At 69.4% G+C, this 13,678-nt stretch carries 16 protein-coding genes; 13 read left to right on the forward strand and 3 right to left on the reverse strand.

Features of this window, described 5'->3' with window-relative positions; genetic code table 11:
* Positions 1-67 precede the first annotated feature (67 nt).
* Positions 68-691, reverse strand: coding sequence for a 5-formyltetrahydrofolate cyclo-ligase (locus ACZ5V4_RS04735; RefSeq protein ID WP_464317020.1), 624 nt, complete (start codon positions 689-691; stop codon positions 68-70).
* 42 nt (positions 692-733) lie between these two features.
* On the opposite strand from ACZ5V4_RS04735, the gene ACZ5V4_RS04740 reads away from it, so the two are divergent.
* The 5 genes from ACZ5V4_RS04740 (at position 734) to ACZ5V4_RS04760 (ending at position 5,036) form a co-directional block, all read left to right on the forward strand.
* Positions 734-1,420, forward strand: coding sequence for a metallophosphoesterase (locus ACZ5V4_RS04740; protein WP_464317021.1), 687 nt, complete (start codon positions 734-736; stop codon positions 1,418-1,420).
* The gene (locus ACZ5V4_RS04745; RefSeq protein ID WP_464317022.1) at positions 1,417-2,178 is read left to right on the forward strand and encodes an exodeoxyribonuclease III; all 762 of its coding nucleotides are present in this window, start codon (positions 1,417-1,419) and stop codon (positions 2,176-2,178) included. Before ACZ5V4_RS04740 ends, ACZ5V4_RS04745 begins: the two co-directional genes overlap by 4 nt.
* A gap of 79 nt (positions 2,179-2,257) precedes the next feature.
* Entirely contained in the window at positions 2,258-3,433 is a 1,176-nt protein-coding gene (locus ACZ5V4_RS04750; protein ID WP_464317023.1) for a BaiN/RdsA family NAD(P)/FAD-dependent oxidoreductase, read from the forward strand.
* A 102-nt stretch (positions 3,434-3,535) separates the two neighbouring features.
* Complete coding sequence (locus ACZ5V4_RS04755) at positions 3,536-4,723, forward strand: sensor histidine kinase (RefSeq protein WP_464317024.1); 1,188 nt, start codon at positions 3,536-3,538, stop codon at positions 4,721-4,723.
* 61 nt (positions 4,724-4,784) lie between these two features.
* Positions 4,785-5,036, forward strand: a complete 252-nt coding sequence (locus ACZ5V4_RS04760; RefSeq protein ID WP_464317025.1) for a hypothetical protein — start codon at positions 4,785-4,787, stop codon at positions 5,034-5,036.
* 66 nt (positions 5,037-5,102) lie between these two features.
* On the opposite strand, the gene ACZ5V4_RS04765 is transcribed toward ACZ5V4_RS04760, so the two are convergent.
* Positions 5,103-6,272 (reverse strand): two-component system sensor histidine kinase NtrB, encoded by a 1,170-nt coding sequence (locus tag ACZ5V4_RS04765; protein ID WP_464317026.1) that lies wholly within the window; start codon positions 6,270-6,272, stop codon positions 5,103-5,105.
* A gap of 150 nt (positions 6,273-6,422) precedes the next feature.
* Here ACZ5V4_RS04765 and ACZ5V4_RS04770 point away from each other — a divergent pair, with 150 nt between their 5' ends.
* From ACZ5V4_RS04770 to ACZ5V4_RS04805, 8 genes are all read left to right on the forward strand, one after another.
* On the forward strand, positions 6,423-7,514 hold the full coding sequence (locus tag ACZ5V4_RS04770; protein WP_464317027.1) for a BMP family ABC transporter substrate-binding protein: 1,092 nt from the start codon (positions 6,423-6,425) through the stop codon (positions 7,512-7,514).
* A 67-nt stretch (positions 7,515-7,581) separates the two neighbouring features.
* Positions 7,582-8,232, forward strand: coding sequence for a type I phosphoribosyltransferase (locus ACZ5V4_RS04775; RefSeq protein ID WP_464317028.1), 651 nt, complete (start codon positions 7,582-7,584; stop codon positions 8,230-8,232).
* Positions 8,229-9,728, forward strand: coding sequence for an ABC transporter ATP-binding protein (locus ACZ5V4_RS04780; RefSeq protein ID WP_464317029.1), 1,500 nt, complete (start codon positions 8,229-8,231; stop codon positions 9,726-9,728). The genes ACZ5V4_RS04775 and ACZ5V4_RS04780 overlap by 4 nt, the downstream gene beginning before the upstream one ends.
* On the forward strand, positions 9,725-10,741 hold the full coding sequence (locus ACZ5V4_RS04785) for an ABC transporter permease (protein WP_464317030.1): 1,017 nt from the start codon (positions 9,725-9,727) through the stop codon (positions 10,739-10,741). The genes ACZ5V4_RS04780 and ACZ5V4_RS04785 overlap by 4 nt, the downstream gene beginning before the upstream one ends.
* Before the next feature lie 51 nt (positions 10,742-10,792).
* Positions 10,793-11,965, forward strand: a complete 1,173-nt coding sequence (locus ACZ5V4_RS04790; RefSeq protein ID WP_464317031.1) for a PAS domain-containing sensor histidine kinase — start codon at positions 10,793-10,795, stop codon at positions 11,963-11,965.
* On the forward strand, positions 11,962-12,579 hold the full coding sequence (locus ACZ5V4_RS04795) for a response regulator (protein ID WP_464317032.1): 618 nt from the start codon (positions 11,962-11,964) through the stop codon (positions 12,577-12,579). The genes ACZ5V4_RS04790 and ACZ5V4_RS04795 overlap by 4 nt, the downstream gene beginning before the upstream one ends.
* Before the next feature lie 209 nt (positions 12,580-12,788).
* The gene (locus ACZ5V4_RS04800; protein WP_464317033.1) at positions 12,789-12,938 is read left to right on the forward strand and encodes a hypothetical protein; all 150 of its coding nucleotides are present in this window, start codon (positions 12,789-12,791) and stop codon (positions 12,936-12,938) included.
* On the forward strand, positions 12,935-13,336 hold the full coding sequence (locus ACZ5V4_RS04805; RefSeq protein WP_464317034.1) for a hypothetical protein: 402 nt from the start codon (positions 12,935-12,937) through the stop codon (positions 13,334-13,336). The genes ACZ5V4_RS04800 and ACZ5V4_RS04805 overlap by 4 nt, the downstream gene beginning before the upstream one ends.
* A 4-nt stretch (positions 13,337-13,340) precedes the next feature.
* Here ACZ5V4_RS04805 and ACZ5V4_RS04810 read toward each other — a convergent pair whose 3' ends face one another.
* Positions 13,341-13,574 (reverse strand): hypothetical protein, encoded by a 234-nt coding sequence (locus ACZ5V4_RS04810; protein WP_464317035.1) that lies wholly within the window; start codon positions 13,572-13,574, stop codon positions 13,341-13,343.
* Between the last annotated feature and the right edge of the window lie 104 nt (positions 13,575-13,678).

Consider the following 13,678-nt stretch of genomic DNA (forward strand, 5'->3'; position numbering starts at 1 on the left):
CTCCATCCTCCGTAGGGATTCCAAGGGGCGGGAGCCCTTTGGCCGCCGGAGGCTTCCCCCCCCTTCGTCACTCCCCCGCCTTGATGACCCCGTCCGGGGTGACCACGGCGTGCACGGGCCTGTCCCAGGGTTCCACGGGCAGCGTGTCCACCACCTGGAAAGGGTGGGCCAATCCTATAAGGTAGGTGCGCGCGAACCCCGGACCGGCCAGGAGCCTGTCGTAGTAGCCCTGGCCGAAGCCAAGGCGCGCTCCGCGCGCGTCGAAGGCCACGGCCGGGATCAATGCCGCGCCGGGCGCGTGGTCCTTTAGCGCCGGACAGCGCTCCGGGTGCGGCTCCAGGATGCCGTAGGCTCCGGGGGCCATCTCCTCCAGGCAGGTGACGCAGGCCACGTCCAGCATCCCGGCCTCGCCCGGGCGGCAGCGCGGGGCCAGCACGCGCACGCCGCGCCGCCACAGCCCCTGAAGCAGCGGGGCCGGGTCCAGCTCGCCCCGGAAGGCGAAGTAGACCAGCACCTCGTCGGCCTGCCGCCAGGGTTCGAGCGACTGAACGAGGGCGCAGGCGCGAAGGCTCGCCTCGCGCACCTCGCCGGGCGGAAGCGCCGCGCGCCTGGCCAGCACGGCTCTTCTCAACTCGGCCTTTCCAAGGCCCTGGGGGCTTGCGTTGAGGGGCATGGATTTTGATGATATCATGCAACCTTCCGGCGGAAAAGCAGCTTTGCAGCGAGGACCAAGATGGCATCAGGCGAGCTTTTCTGGATCGCCTTCGGCGACATACACGGCCACACCGCCAACCTGGCGCGCATCCCGGACCTGGAAAAGGCCCGGGCCGTGATCCTCACCGGCGACCTGACCGTCAAGGGCGGCGTGCGCGAGGCGGGCGCGGTGGTGGAGGCGGTGGCCCGGCGCAACCCCCGCGTGCTGGCCCAGATCGGCAACATGGACTTCTTGCCCGTGCAGGCCTGGCTCGACGAGAAGGGCTACGGCATCCACGCCAGGGCCGTGGAGCTCGCCCCCGGGCTCGGGCTCGTGGCCGCCGGGTGGTCCACGCCCACGCCCTTCGGCACGCCGAGCGAAGCCGCGGACGAGCAGATCGGGCAGTGGCTGGAGGCCGCCTACGCGCAGGCCTCCGGCTTCGACACGCTTGTGCTCGTGTCGCACACGCCGCCCCAGGGCACCAGGGCGGACATGCTCGGCTCGGGCGCGCACGTGGGCTCGCGCGCGGTGCGGGAGTTCATCGAGAAGGCGAAGCCCGCGCTCTGCATCACGGGCCACATCCACGAGGCGAGAAGCGTGGACCGAATCGGCCCGACGGTGGTCATAAACCCCGGGGAGCTTGCCGCCGGGGGCTACGTGCGCATGGACTACGACGGCCGCGCCCTTCGGGCCGAGCTGAAAAACATCCGGGAGGCCGGCCTGTGATCTTCTATTCGTGGAACGTCAACGGACTGCGCGCATGCGCGGGCAAGGGTTTTCCCGAGTGGCTGGCGGCCTCCGGGGCGGACGTGGCGGGCATCCAGGAGACCAAGCTCCAGAAGGACCACGAGGACGGCTTCACCCGGGCCCCGGGCTACAAGGCCGTGTTCTGTTCGAGCAGCGTCAAGAAAGGCTACTCGGGCGTGGGCGTCTACTACAAGGCCGACCCCCTGGCCGTGAACGCCGAGCTGCCCGATCCGGCCTTCCAGGGCGAGGGTAGGCTTTTGCACCTGGAGTACGAGGCCTTCCACTACTTCACGGTCTACTTCCCCAACGGCCAGATGGGCTCGGACAGGCTGACCTACAAGATGGCCTTCTACGACGCGTTCCTCGCCCACGCGCAGGAACTCAGGAAGGGCAAGCCCATCATCTTCTGCGGGGACGTGAACACCGCGCACACGGAGCTGGACATCAAGAACGCCAAGTCCAACGAGAAGACCTCGGGCTTCCTGCCCGAGGAACGGGCCTGGATGGACCGCCTCGTGGCCGCTGGCTACGTGGACACCTTCCGCATGTTCACCCAGGAGGGCGGGCACTACACCTGGTGGGACTACCGCTTCCAGGCGCGCAGCCGCAACGTGGGCTGGCGCATCGACTACTTCTTCGTCTCCGAGGAGCTTCGCCCCAAGGTGAAGCGGGCCTGGATCGCCTCCGACGTGATGGGCTCGGACCACTGCCCGGTGGGCCTGGAGATGGATTTGTAACCGCGCCCGACCCGGCCGGAAACGGTCAATAGCGCAATGGATTCTTGCCCCCGGGGCGTTGTTTGCGTATGAGGCCCCCATGCTTGGGTACGACGTCGTCATCATAGGCGCGGGAGCCTCCGGGCTCTTCTGCGCCCTGACCGCAGCCCGCAGGGGCCTCACCGTGGCCGTGTTCGACCACAACGCCCAGACCGGCAAGAAGCTCAAGGTCACGGGCGGAGGGCGCTGCAACTTCGGCAACGTGAGCGTCGGCCCGGAGAACTACGTCAGCGCCAACCCGCACTTCGTGCACTCGGCCCTGAACCGCTTCGGCCCCCTCGCCTTCAAGGAGCTCCTCGAACGCCACGGGCTCTCGAGCGTCGAGGAGCGCCACGGGCAGCTCTTCTGCCGCGAGGGCGCGGTCCGCGTGGCGGAACTCCTGGAGCGGCTCTGCCGCGAAGCGGGCGTGAACTTCTACCTGGGCGTGCGCATCAACAACATCGAGCGCACCGACGCCTTCCGCGTCTCCTACCCCGGCGGCACCGTGCCCGGCAGGCAGCTGGTGGTGGCCGCCGGAGGCCTGGCCTGGCCGCAGGTGGGCTCCTCGTGCTTCGGCTACGGCGTGGCCGAGACCTTCGGGCTGGAGCTCATCGAGCCCAAGCCCGCGCTCACCCCGCTGAACGCGGGTCCGGGCTGGCAGATGTCCTCGCTCTCGGGCATTTCGCTGCCCGTGCGCATCCAGTTCGGCGGGGCCTCCTTCGAGGACGACCTGCTCTTCACCCACAAGGGCCTCTCCGGCCCGGCGGTGCTCCAGATCTCCACCTACTGGAAGCCGGGCAAGCCCGTGAGCGTGGACCTCGACCCGAAGAACAGGCTCGAGGACACCCTGCGCAAGGCCAAGGGCACCAAGTCCCAGGTGAAGACGCTGCTCGGGCGCATCCTGCCCGCGAGGCTCGCCTCCGCGCTCATCCCGCCGGAGCTCGGGGCCAAGCCAGTGGCCCAGCTGCGCAAGGAGGAGGCCGCCTGGCTCGTCAAGCGCGTGCGCGGCTGGGAGATGGTCCCCAAGGAGCTGGCCGGGTACAAGAAGGCCGAGGTCACCTCCGGAGGCGTGGACACCAAGGCCATCTCCTCCAAAACCATGGAATGCCTGACCTGCCCCGGGCTCTACTTCATCGGCGAAGTGGTCGACGTCACGGGCCAGCTGGGGGGCTACAACCTCCACTGGGCCTGGGCCTCGGGCTTCGCCGCCGGCCAGTCCCTCAAGGCCGACGGTTGATTTGAGGCTTTCATGAAGCACGCGAATGTGTTTTCATGAAGCCATGACCGCCACGCCCGCCCCTCCCGGCGCCCCGCGCGCCCGCCCCTCCCGGAGGTCGCCGTGACCAAGGAAATCCCGCTCAAGCGCCTGGAATACTTCCGCAAGGAAATCGGCCTGGACGAGGCCAAGATGGCCGCCCTGCGCCCCTACGCCGCCAGCCTGGCCCAGCGCAGCCGCAAGGCGGGCAAGTACCTGGACGCGCTCATGCGCAAGGCCGCCCCGCGCGCCAGGCTCGAGCTGACCATGGACTTCGAGGAGTACGCCTACGGGAAGTTCTGGACCAATTGGTACTCCACCCTCTGGACCAGGCCGTGGGACGGGAGCTTCCTGCGCGAGCTCTGGACCCAGGGGGTCAACTCGGCCCGGGCGGGCATCGACCTGCAGTACGTGATGCTTGGCGAGATCAAGTGCCGCCAGCTCTTCGTCAAGACCGTGCGCGAGACCGTGCCCCCGGACCAGCGCGGCCAGGTGATCTCGGCGGTGAACATCCTCCTGGACCTGTGCCTGATGGTGCGCGCCAAGGGCCACGCTTCCTACCTGGCCCGGTGCGCTGAGCCGCTTCTGCAGGGCATCTTCCACCAGACGCGAAACCCCCTGACCGTCATCGGCGGCACGGCCATGCGCATCATGCGCTCGGGCGGGCAGGAGGTGCGCGGCATGGCCCAGGTGATCCTGGACGAGGCCCTGCGCCTGGAGCGCATGACGAGAGACATCTCCACGTTCAACTCCGTGCAGAACGCCGAGCCCGTGTTCGAGCCGGTGGACCTGGCCGCCTTCCTGGGCCAGACCCTGGAGGGGCTCAAGGGAGGCCCCAACTGGCCCGAGGGCCTGACCCCCGCCCTCGCCCTGGACCCGGGGCACCCCGAGGTGGAGGCCGACCCGTCGCTGCTCAAGGAGATATTCAAGGAGGTGCTGGTCAACGCGCTGGAAGCCTGCGGCTCCTCGGACGGGGCCGTCCTCACGCTGAGCTCCCGGCAGGACGGGTCCTCGCCCACGCACCTGGACGTACAGGTGCGAAACAGCGGGGAGCTGCCCCGGGGCCAGGACGTGGAGCACCTTTTCCTGCCGTTCAACTCCTCCAAGCCCATGGGCACGGGCTTCGGCCTGGCCATCGCCAGGGCGGCGGCGCGCAAGTGCTTCGGCCAGGTGCGCCTGGCCCAGGCCGGGTCCGAGGTTGTGTGCACGGTGAAGCTGCCCCTCAAGGGCTGCGTCGACGAGGCCGGGTTCCTGGACAAGGAATACGCCTAGCCCGTCCGAGAACGAGAAACACGCCCGCGCTCGCGCGGGGCAAACGCATCGATCCGCACAGATGAAGAACACCGCATGCGAGGCGTACTCCAGGCAGTACGCCCAGTTCGTGGCCAAGGAAGTGGTCAAGGCCTCCGCCGCCCACATCTTCGACGACCTGCGCGCCACCCTGGCCGCGCATTTTCGCGACGCCCCCGAACCGGGGTGCGCGGAGCAGGCGAAGAAGGTGCTGGAGCTTCTCTCCGACGTGGAATGCCGCTACTACAACGAGTTCAACCTTCAAGAGGTCTTCGAGGAAGTGCTGGAGCGCTAGCGGCCTGTCCCGGAATCCTCGCCGGCAAGGCGCGGTTTCGAACAGGCCGCGCGAACCGGCGGCGCGTCAGTCCAGCGGCCCCGCGTCCGGGGAGGCCCCGGGCAGCCGGATCAGCATGTGCGTGCCCTCGCGCTCGTCGGTGGTGAAGGAGATGTCGCCGTCGTGGGCCTTGGCGATGAGCAGGGCGCTGTGCGCGCCCAGGCCCGTGCCGCCCTCCTTGCCGCTGGTGACGTAGGGCTTGAAGAAGTGCGGCCGGATCTCCTCGGGGATCACCCCGGAGTTGTGCACGTCCACCAGCACGTCCGCGCCCTCGCGCCAGACCCGCACCTTCACGGCGCCGCCCTCGGCCGAGGCCTCCACCGCGTTCTTCACCAGGTTGGAGAACATGTCGTCCAGGAAGGCCTCCTCGCCCATGGCGTGCACGTGCTCGCCCCCGTCCGGGGCGCACTCGTAGCGCACGCCCTTGCCGCGCATCACCGGCTCGAAGCGCCTGCCAAGTCGCTCCAGCAGCCGCGCGAGGTCCACGGGCCTGGGGTTCAGCCTGTAGTTGCCCTGGTGGATGCGCAGCATGGCCTGGGAGTTGGCCAGGAGAAGGTTCATCTGCATCCCCGAGTCGTAGATGAGCCTGGCCCACTCCCTCTGCTTCCCGGGCAGGGCCTTGTCGCCCATGAGCAGCTTGGCGAAGCCCACGATGCCGAGCAGCGGCGACTTGAGGTCGTGGCGGATGATGCGCTCCACGTCCTCGCGCAGTTTCTCGTAGCGCTTGCGCTCGGAAATGTCGCGGATGAAGGCCGCGAAGAAGATCTCGGCCCCGCGCTTCCAGCTGGAGTGGGTGATCTCGATGGGCACCTCGCCGCCGTCCTTGCGCAGGGCGGTCGCCTCGGTGGGGGTTCGCGGCTTGAGCACCCTGCCCGCGTCCAGGGCCTTGGCGAAGCCCCTGTCGTGGCTGTCGCGCAGGCGCTCGGGCACGAGCACGGAGACGTGGCGACCCATGATCTCGGCCGCCTCGTAGCCGAAGAGCACTTGGCTGGCGTGGTTCCAGAACACGATGCGCCCGGCAGCGTCCACGGAGACGATGGCGTCCGGCGCGGACTCGGCCAGCGAGAGGTATTCCTCGCGCAGGTCGTCGAGCATGCGCCTGAGCATCTGGCAGTGGCGCTCGCGGCGGGCCAGGTCCGCCACCAACTCCTTGAGTTCGGAGACGTCCTCCCGCTTGTCCTTGGGTTCATCGGCCATGGGCATGCCTACACCCGAAACGCCGCGCAGTTCAAGCGCGAGGCGGCCCCGCGCCCAACGCGCCCCGGGATGATTTACAATCGCGGTCAAATGCGGCATCACTTTGGCCGCCTACGGCCGCACATCAGAAACATTCCCATAGGAGGCTCCATGCTAAGGCGCTCGTTCACCGTGCTCTGCTGCGCAGCAGTGCTCGCCGTCCTGCCCGGCTTCGCCCACGCCGCGAAACTCAAGGTCGCGTTCGCGCTCCTGGACACCGTCAACGATCAGGGCTGGAACCACGCCCACTACCTGGGCATCGAGGCGCTCAAGAAGAAGCTCGGCGACAAGATAGAGGTCAGCTACACCGAGAAGGTCACGGCCGCCGACGCCGAGCGCGTCTTCCGCCAGTACGCCCTGGACGGCTACGACATCATCTTCGGCACCACCTTCGAGCACATGGACCCCATGCTCCAGGTGGCCAAGGACTTCCCCAAGACCGCCTTCATGCACTGCTCCGGCTACAAGACCGCGCCGAACATGGGCAACTACATGGCCCGCATCGAGCAGGGCGAGTACCTGGTGGGCTACATGGCCGGGCTCATGGGCTTCACCAACGTGGGCACCGTGGCCACCAACCCCATCCCCGAGCCCATCCGCGGCATCAACGGCTTCACCCACGGCCTGATCAAGGGCCTGAAGGAATCCGGGACCAAGTTCAACCCCGAGAGCGTGAACACCGTGGTCTGGCTGAAGAGCTGGCGCGACCCCATCGGCGAGACCGCCATGAGCGAGGCCCTTGTGCAGCGCGGCTGCACCCTGATCCGCCAGATGGCCGACACCCCGGACGCCTCCCTGGCCGCCTGCGCCAAGGGCGTGCCCGCCATCGGCTACGGCGCGGACGCGGCGGCCTTCGGCGCCAAGTGCGTGCTGGCCTCCACCATCTGGAACTGGGGCACGTTCTACATCGACCTGGTCCAGGCCAAGCTCGACGGCACCTGGAAGGCCGAGGAGCTCTACTGGGGCTTCGAGAAGAACGCCCTGGCCCTGTCGCCCTTCGGCGAGAAGGTCCCGGCCGAGGTGCGCCAGAAGGTGCTGGCCGAGCTCGAGCTGATCAAGAAAGGCACGGACAACTCCTTCCTCGGCCCCATGACCGCCCAGGACGGCAAGGTGATGATCCCCGAGGGGACCCGCGCCACGGTGAAGGAACTCTACACCATGCGTTGGCTGCTCAAGGGCGTCAACGGCAAGCTGCCTGAATAGTTCATCATATCAACAAGGGACGGGCCGGGCCACCGGTCCGTCCCCGGTTTTTTTCCGAGAGGTCGCGATGTCCTACGAGCGCCCGGTGCGCGAATCCGGCGAGAAGTACACCCTGGAGGTGGACGGCCTGGACTACTCCATCCAGCTGCCGTGGGTCTGGCTGCCCTCGGACGGCGGGGAGACGCGCATCGCCTCCCTGGACCTGGTGGGCCAGACGCGCCTGAACCGCGACATGGGCGCGGTGCTGGCCGAACGGCTGCGCCCGCTGATCAAGGGCAAGAAGCGCGTGACCATCCTCACCGCCACCGAGAAGGCCCTCCAGCTGGCCCAGGTGGTGGCCGAGAAGCTGGGCTTCGACGAGATCGCCGTGGCCCACAACCGCATCAAGCCGCACATGGAGCCCTCGCGCCGACCGGTGATCCAGGTGGGCGCGGACTCCGTGACCAGCGGCGACAAGTTCCTGGCCCTCTACGAGCGCTCGCTCTCCATCGTCACCGAGGCCGCGGACGGCGTGATCCTCTTGGACGACGTGGTCTCCTCGGGCTCGACCATGGTCGCGCTCATGGCCCTGGTGGACGAGGCCGCCCGCTTCGCCCGCCTGGACCACGCCCCGCCGGTGCTGGCCATGGCCTGCGCCGCCGTGGAAGGCAACCCGGCGCTCTCGCCCCTGGTCTACCTGGCGAAACTTCCCGACCCCGTCTTCCGCGAGGCCAAATGAGCGCCGCCCTGGAGCTTTCCGGCATCACCAAGCGCTTCGGCCAGACCCTGGCCAACGACGGCGTGAGCCTCACGGCCCATGCCGGGGAGATCCACGCGCTTCTGGGCGAGAACGGAGCGGGCAAGTCCACGCTCATGTCCATCCTCTCGGGCCGCTACCACCCCGACGACGGCGAGATCCGCCTGGACGGCAAGGCCGTGCGCTTCGCCTCCCCGGCCGACGCCCTGGCCAGGGGCGTGGGCATGGTCCACCAGCGCTTCATGCTGGTGGAGGCCTTCACCGTGGCCGAGAACGTGGCCCTGGCCGCCGGAGGCGGAGTGATGCTCGACCTGGCCGGGGAATCGAAACGCATCATGGAGCTCTCCGGGCGCTTCGGGCTGAGCGCCCGCCCGGAGAAGCGCGTGTCCGAGCTCTCCATGGGCGAACGCCAGCGCGTGGAGATACTGAAGCTCCTGCGCCTGGGCGCGCGCGTGCTCATCTTCGACGAGCCCACCTCCGTGCTCGCGCCCACCGAGATCGAGAGCTTCTGCGAGGTGCTGCGAACGCTCAGGCGCGAGGGTCGCACCATCGTGTTCATCACCCACAAGCTCGAGGAAGCCCTGGATCTCTCCGACCGCATCTCCATCCTGCGCAAGGGCAGGCTGGTGGCCCGCACCACGCCCGCCGAGGCCGGGGGCAAGCGCAACCTGGCCCGGATGATGGTCGGGCGCGAGGTTATCTTCGCCATCGACAAGCCCCCGGTGGCCCAAGGCCCCGAGGTGCTCCGCGCTCAAGACCTCACCGGCGGCGGCACGCCCTCCCGTCCCGCCTTCCGCGACGTCACCTTCACCCTGCGCCGGGGCGAAGTGCTGGCCGTTGCGGGCGTGGCCGGAAACGGCCAGACCGAGCTGACCGAGGCCCTGGCCGGGCTCGCCCCCTGCTTCTCGGGCACGGTGGGCTTCGGCGGCCGGGAGCACCCCGGACCGGCCTGGGCCAAGGCCCCCAAGGACGCCCTGGCCTACGTGCCGGAGGACCGCCACCACGAGGGTAGCGTCCCGGACCTCTCCCTCACGCACAATTTCCTGCTCACCCGCCTGAAGGCCTTCACCAGGGGCCTCCTGCTGGACTGGGACTCCGCCTCCGACGCCACCCGCCTGGCCATGGAGCGCTTCGCCATCAAGGCCGAGGGCCCGCAGCAGGCCTCGGGAGAACTCTCGGGCGGCAACCTCCAGAAGCTCCTGCTCGCGCGCGAGCTCTCGCGCAGGCCCCAGGCCCTGGTTGTGCACCAGCCCACGCAAGGCCTGGACGTGGGCGCCTCCGAGGACGTCTGGAAGAGCCTGCTGGAAGCGCGCGAACACGCGGGCGTGCTCATCGTCACCGGCGACCTGACCGAGGCCCTGACCCTGGCCGACCGCGTGGCCGTGATGTTCGAGGGCCGGATCCTGGGCATCGTGGACGCCACCGACCCGGACCAGGTGGCGCGCATAAGCCCGATGATGGCGGGGGTGCGGCAATGAGCGCGCGCGTGAAGCAGGTGAAACTCTGGGCCCTGGCCCTGGCCATCCCGTTGGCTTGCGGCGCGGCGATCTTCGCGCTCATGGGGGCCAACCCGCTGGAGGCCTACTCCGTGATGTTCCAGGGGGCCTTCGGCACCTGGGGGAGATTCTCCGAGGTGCTGGTGAAGGCCTCGGCGCTGATGCTCACGGGCCTGGCCGTGATCCTGGCCGCGCGCATGAACCTGTGGAACATCGGCTGCGAGGGCCAGCTGGTCATGGGCGCGGTGTTCGCCTCGGGCCTGGCCCTCAGGTTCGGCCCGGAGCTTTCCCCAGTGGCGATGATCCCGCTGCTGTTTTTGGGCGGCGCGGCAGGCGGCGCGGCCTGGGCCGCCGGCCCGGCGTGGCTGCGCTCGCGCCTGGGCGTGAGCGAGATCATCACCACGCTCCTGCTCAACTACGTGGCCATCGCGCTCATGGAGCACATGTACTTCGGCCCCTGGCGCGACCCGGCCGGGTTCGGCTTCCCGGGCACGGCCATCTTCGCGGACGCGGCCAGGCTGCCGCGCCTGTGGGGCACGCGCGTGCACCCGGGGCTTTTCGCCGGGCTCGTCGGAGCGGCGGTCTTCGCCTTCGCCCTGGCCAGGACGCGCTGGGGCTTCGAGCTCACCGTCATGGGGCTCGGCCCGAAAGCGGCCGGCTACGCGGGCATGAACGCCGCCCGGCGCGGGTTCTGGGTGCTCCTGGCCAGCGGGGCCATCGCCGGGGTCGCGGGCATGGCCGAGGTCTCGGCCATCCACGGCAGGCTTCAGCAGGGCGTGTCCGTGGGCTACGGCTACGACGGCATCATCGTGGCCTGCCTGGCCAGGCTCAACCCCGCCCTGGCCCCGGTGGCGGCCATGATCCTCGCGGCCGTGCTGGTGGGCGGAGAGTTCCTCCAGACGCGCATGCGCCTGCCCTCGGCCGCCAGCCTGGTGATCGAGGCCGCGCTGCTCCTTAGCCTCCTGTGGCTCCAGACGCGCTCCTCCAAGCGCTAGGACGGGCCTTCCGGGCTTGATTTCCAGGCCCCGTCGGCCGATGATCGGGCCATGGCCCGCACCAAGCACGCGCTCCCCCGCCCTCGCCCGCGCGGCCGCATGGCCCGCCTGCTCGGGGAGCTCACCACCTACCGCACCGTGGCGGACTTCACCTACGACTGGGAGATCTGGCTGGGTCCGGGCGGCCAGGCGGGCTACGTCTCGCCCTCCTGCCGCCGGATCACTGGCTATTCCCCCCAGGCCGTGCGCGAGGACGCCTCGTTTTTCTCCAAGGCCATCCACCCGGACGACCTGCCCCGCTGGAGCGAGGCCATGCGCCTGGGCGCGCGCGCCCCGGTGCCGTCCATCGATTTCCGCTTCACGCGCGCCGACGGCCGGGTGATCTGGCTGGCCCAGGAGACCACCCGCGTCACCGGCCCGGACGGGTCCTACCGGGGGCTTCGCCTCTCCCTGCGCGACGTCACCGAGCGCGTGGAGGCCCAGGCCGCCCTGCGCGAGGCCCGCGAGATGCTCGAGGAGCGCGTGCGTGAGCGCACCCGGGAGCTGGAGCTCTCCCGCGAGCGCTACCGGGCGCTCTCGGGCTATCTGCAGGACAGCGTGGAGCGCGAGCGTACGCGCATATCGCGGGAGATCCACGACGAGCTCGGCCAGAACCTCACCGCCCTGAACATGGGGCTCTACCGGCTGGAAAAGGGCCTCTGGGGCAAGGACGAGGCCGCGAGCGCCCGGATAGCCGCGCTCAAGGCCTTGACCGCCGACACCCTGGCCTGCGTCAGGCGCATCACCCGGGAACTGCGCCCGCCCATCCTGGACGAACTCGGGTTTTCCGAGGCCGTGGCCTGGGGCGCGCGTACCTTCCAGGAGAGCACGGGCATAGCCGTTTCCCTGCGCCGGGGGCGCGCGCCCAAGCTCTCGCCCGAGGCGGCCACCGCGCTCTACCGCGTGCTCCAGGAGGCCCTGACCAACGTGGCCAGGCACGCCGGGGCCACGCGCGTGAGCGTGCGCCTGAGTTCTTCGGGCGGCGGATTCGCCATGCGCGTGGCCGACGACGGCAAGGGCATCACGCAGGAAGAGCTGGACTCGCCCGACTCCTTCGGCATCATCGGCATGCGCGAGCGCGTGCGCTCGGCAGGCGGAAGCATGGACATCCGCCGGGCCAAGGGCGGCGGCACCGAGGTGCTGGTCAGGCTGCCCGGCGCGGCGCCCCGGGGAGGGACTTCATGAACATCCTCGTGGCCGACGACCACGCCGTTGTCCGGCGCGGCACCATGGACATCATCTCGGACATCCCCCTGGAGTGCTCCTTCACCGAGACCGCGAGCGTGGCCGCCACGCTCGAAGCCCTGGCGGTCCGGGGCTTCGACCTGGCCGTGCTGGACATCTCCCTGCCCGACGGCAGCGGCCTGGACCTTTTGGAGCGCATGACCCGCGAACACCCGGACCTGCCCGTGATCGTGCTCAGCATGCACCAGGAGGCCGAGTACGCCCGCAAGGCCCTGAGCCTCGGCGCGCGCGGGTACCTGGGCAAGAACTCCGCCCCGGGCGAGATGGCCGAGGCCCTGACCACCGTGCTCTCCGGCGGCGTGTACGTGAGCCCGTCGCTGGACGCGGACGTCTCCGCCGGGCGCAAGGCCGGGGCCCAGGGGACGGCGCTCTCGCACCGCGAACGCGAGGTGGCCCGCAGGCTGGGCGCGGGCGAGAAGCTCACTGACATCGCCCGCGACATGGGGGTCAGCGTCAAGACCGCCAGCACCTACCGCGCCAGGGCCATGCGCAAGCTCGGCGTGACCACCACGGCCGGGTTCATCCGCCGGGTCATCGAGAAGGGCGGTTTCTAGCGGCCTGCCCCAAAAATCTGCTGGCAAGACGCAAGAAAAAGCCAAGCCCGGCGCGTATTTCACATACGCGAGGGTTTGGCTTTTTTGAAGCAACGCCGCCAACGGCGGATTTTTCAGCAGGCCGCCAGGCCCGCTGTCGGACAAGTCCGACAAGGTTGCCGAAAAGATTCCCCCGGGTAATCTGCCCCCCAAAACAAAGGAGGCAGGACATGGAACCCATCCTCTCCGGGCTCGTGTTCGCGGCCGCGTGCGTGGCCGCGACGCTGTGGGCCCTGGCCCTGGCCTCGCGACGAAAACGCGGGGACGCGCTGCCGCGCGATTTCGACTTCACCCATTACAAGCGGATAGAGCATAAATGACGCTGGCTTACGATCTCGAAGTCCGCGCCTTCGACGCTCCCTTCCTGGGCATCCCGGCCGAGGCCCGCCATTCGGGCCGGGCCGAGGGCCCGGGCGGGGAGTTCGTGGAGATATTCCTGGACGTGCGCGACGGAACCGTGCGCGAGGCGGGTTTCCTGACCAACGTGCCTGGCGACGGCCTGCTCTGTGCGTCCTTCTGGTGCGAGGCGGCCCAAGGTTCGCGCGTGCAGGACGCGCTGGGCCTGGAGGCGGAGCACGTCCTGGCCTGTTTCCCGCCGGATCACCCGCCCCCGGCCGCATCCGCCAGGCTCGCGGCCCGGGCAGGACGCCGCGCCGCGCTCGAAGCGCGGGGCCGGGGCGCGGCCCGGGACGAGCCGGGCCGGACGCCCACGGAATGATCCCTCAATAATAGCGCCACTCGCCGGGCCCCTCCCGGAATTCCTCGTCCATCTCCTCGGAGATGCCCACGCGGATTTCCCTGTCCCCTTCGGCCACGGTCACGTTCTTGTCCGGGTCGAGGCCCTGGTCCAGCGCGGCCTCGCGCCAGTGCTGGCGGACGGCCTCGGCCGCCTGCTTCACCCCTGCCTCCTTGCCCGGCGCCTTGATCCAGCGCGCCACCCAGATCCATGTAGTCATGTCGGTCCCTCCGTTGCGGTTTGACGGCATTACCCGATCATGAGCCACAAGCGGGCCGCGAAGTCAATCGGGCGCCGCGCGGGGCGGCCGGAAATCCGCGCCGC

Source organism: Fundidesulfovibrio sp. YSD1 (assembly GCF_055397115.1).

Excerpts from the sequence above, each read along its gene's own strand:
- ACZ5V4_RS04735 (WP_464317020.1), bottom strand. The coding sequence starts at position 691 with ATGATATCATCAAAATCCATGCCCCTCAACGCAAGCCCCCAGGGCCTT.
- ACZ5V4_RS04740 (WP_464317021.1), top strand. The coding sequence starts at position 734 with ATGGCATCAGGCGAGCTTTTCTGGATCGCCTTCGGCGACATACACGGC.
- ACZ5V4_RS04750 (WP_464317023.1), top strand. The coding sequence starts at position 2,258 with ATGCTTGGGTACGACGTCGTCATCATAGGCGCGGGAGCCTCCGGGCTC.
- ACZ5V4_RS04760 (WP_464317025.1), top strand. The coding sequence starts at position 4,785 with ATGAAGAACACCGCATGCGAGGCGTACTCCAGGCAGTACGCCCAGTTC.
- ACZ5V4_RS04765 (WP_464317026.1), bottom strand. The coding sequence starts at position 6,272 with ATGGCCGATGAACCCAAGGACAAGCGGGAGGACGTCTCCGAACTCAAG.
- ACZ5V4_RS04770 (WP_464317027.1), top strand. The coding sequence starts at position 6,423 with ATGCTAAGGCGCTCGTTCACCGTGCTCTGCTGCGCAGCAGTGCTCGCC.
- ACZ5V4_RS04775 (WP_464317028.1), top strand. The coding sequence starts at position 7,582 with ATGTCCTACGAGCGCCCGGTGCGCGAATCCGGCGAGAAGTACACCCTG.
- ACZ5V4_RS04780 (WP_464317029.1), top strand. The coding sequence starts at position 8,229 with ATGAGCGCCGCCCTGGAGCTTTCCGGCATCACCAAGCGCTTCGGCCAG.
- ACZ5V4_RS04785 (WP_464317030.1), top strand. The coding sequence starts at position 9,725 with ATGAGCGCGCGCGTGAAGCAGGTGAAACTCTGGGCCCTGGCCCTGGCC.
- ACZ5V4_RS04790 (WP_464317031.1), top strand. The coding sequence starts at position 10,793 with ATGGCCCGCACCAAGCACGCGCTCCCCCGCCCTCGCCCGCGCGGCCGC.
- ACZ5V4_RS04795 (WP_464317032.1), top strand. The coding sequence starts at position 11,962 with ATGAACATCCTCGTGGCCGACGACCACGCCGTTGTCCGGCGCGGCACC.
- ACZ5V4_RS04800 (WP_464317033.1), top strand. The coding sequence starts at position 12,789 with ATGGAACCCATCCTCTCCGGGCTCGTGTTCGCGGCCGCGTGCGTGGCC.
- ACZ5V4_RS04805 (WP_464317034.1), top strand. The coding sequence starts at position 12,935 with ATGACGCTGGCTTACGATCTCGAAGTCCGCGCCTTCGACGCTCCCTTC.
- ACZ5V4_RS04810 (WP_464317035.1), bottom strand. The coding sequence starts at position 13,574 with ATGACTACATGGATCTGGGTGGCGCGCTGGATCAAGGCGCCGGGCAAG.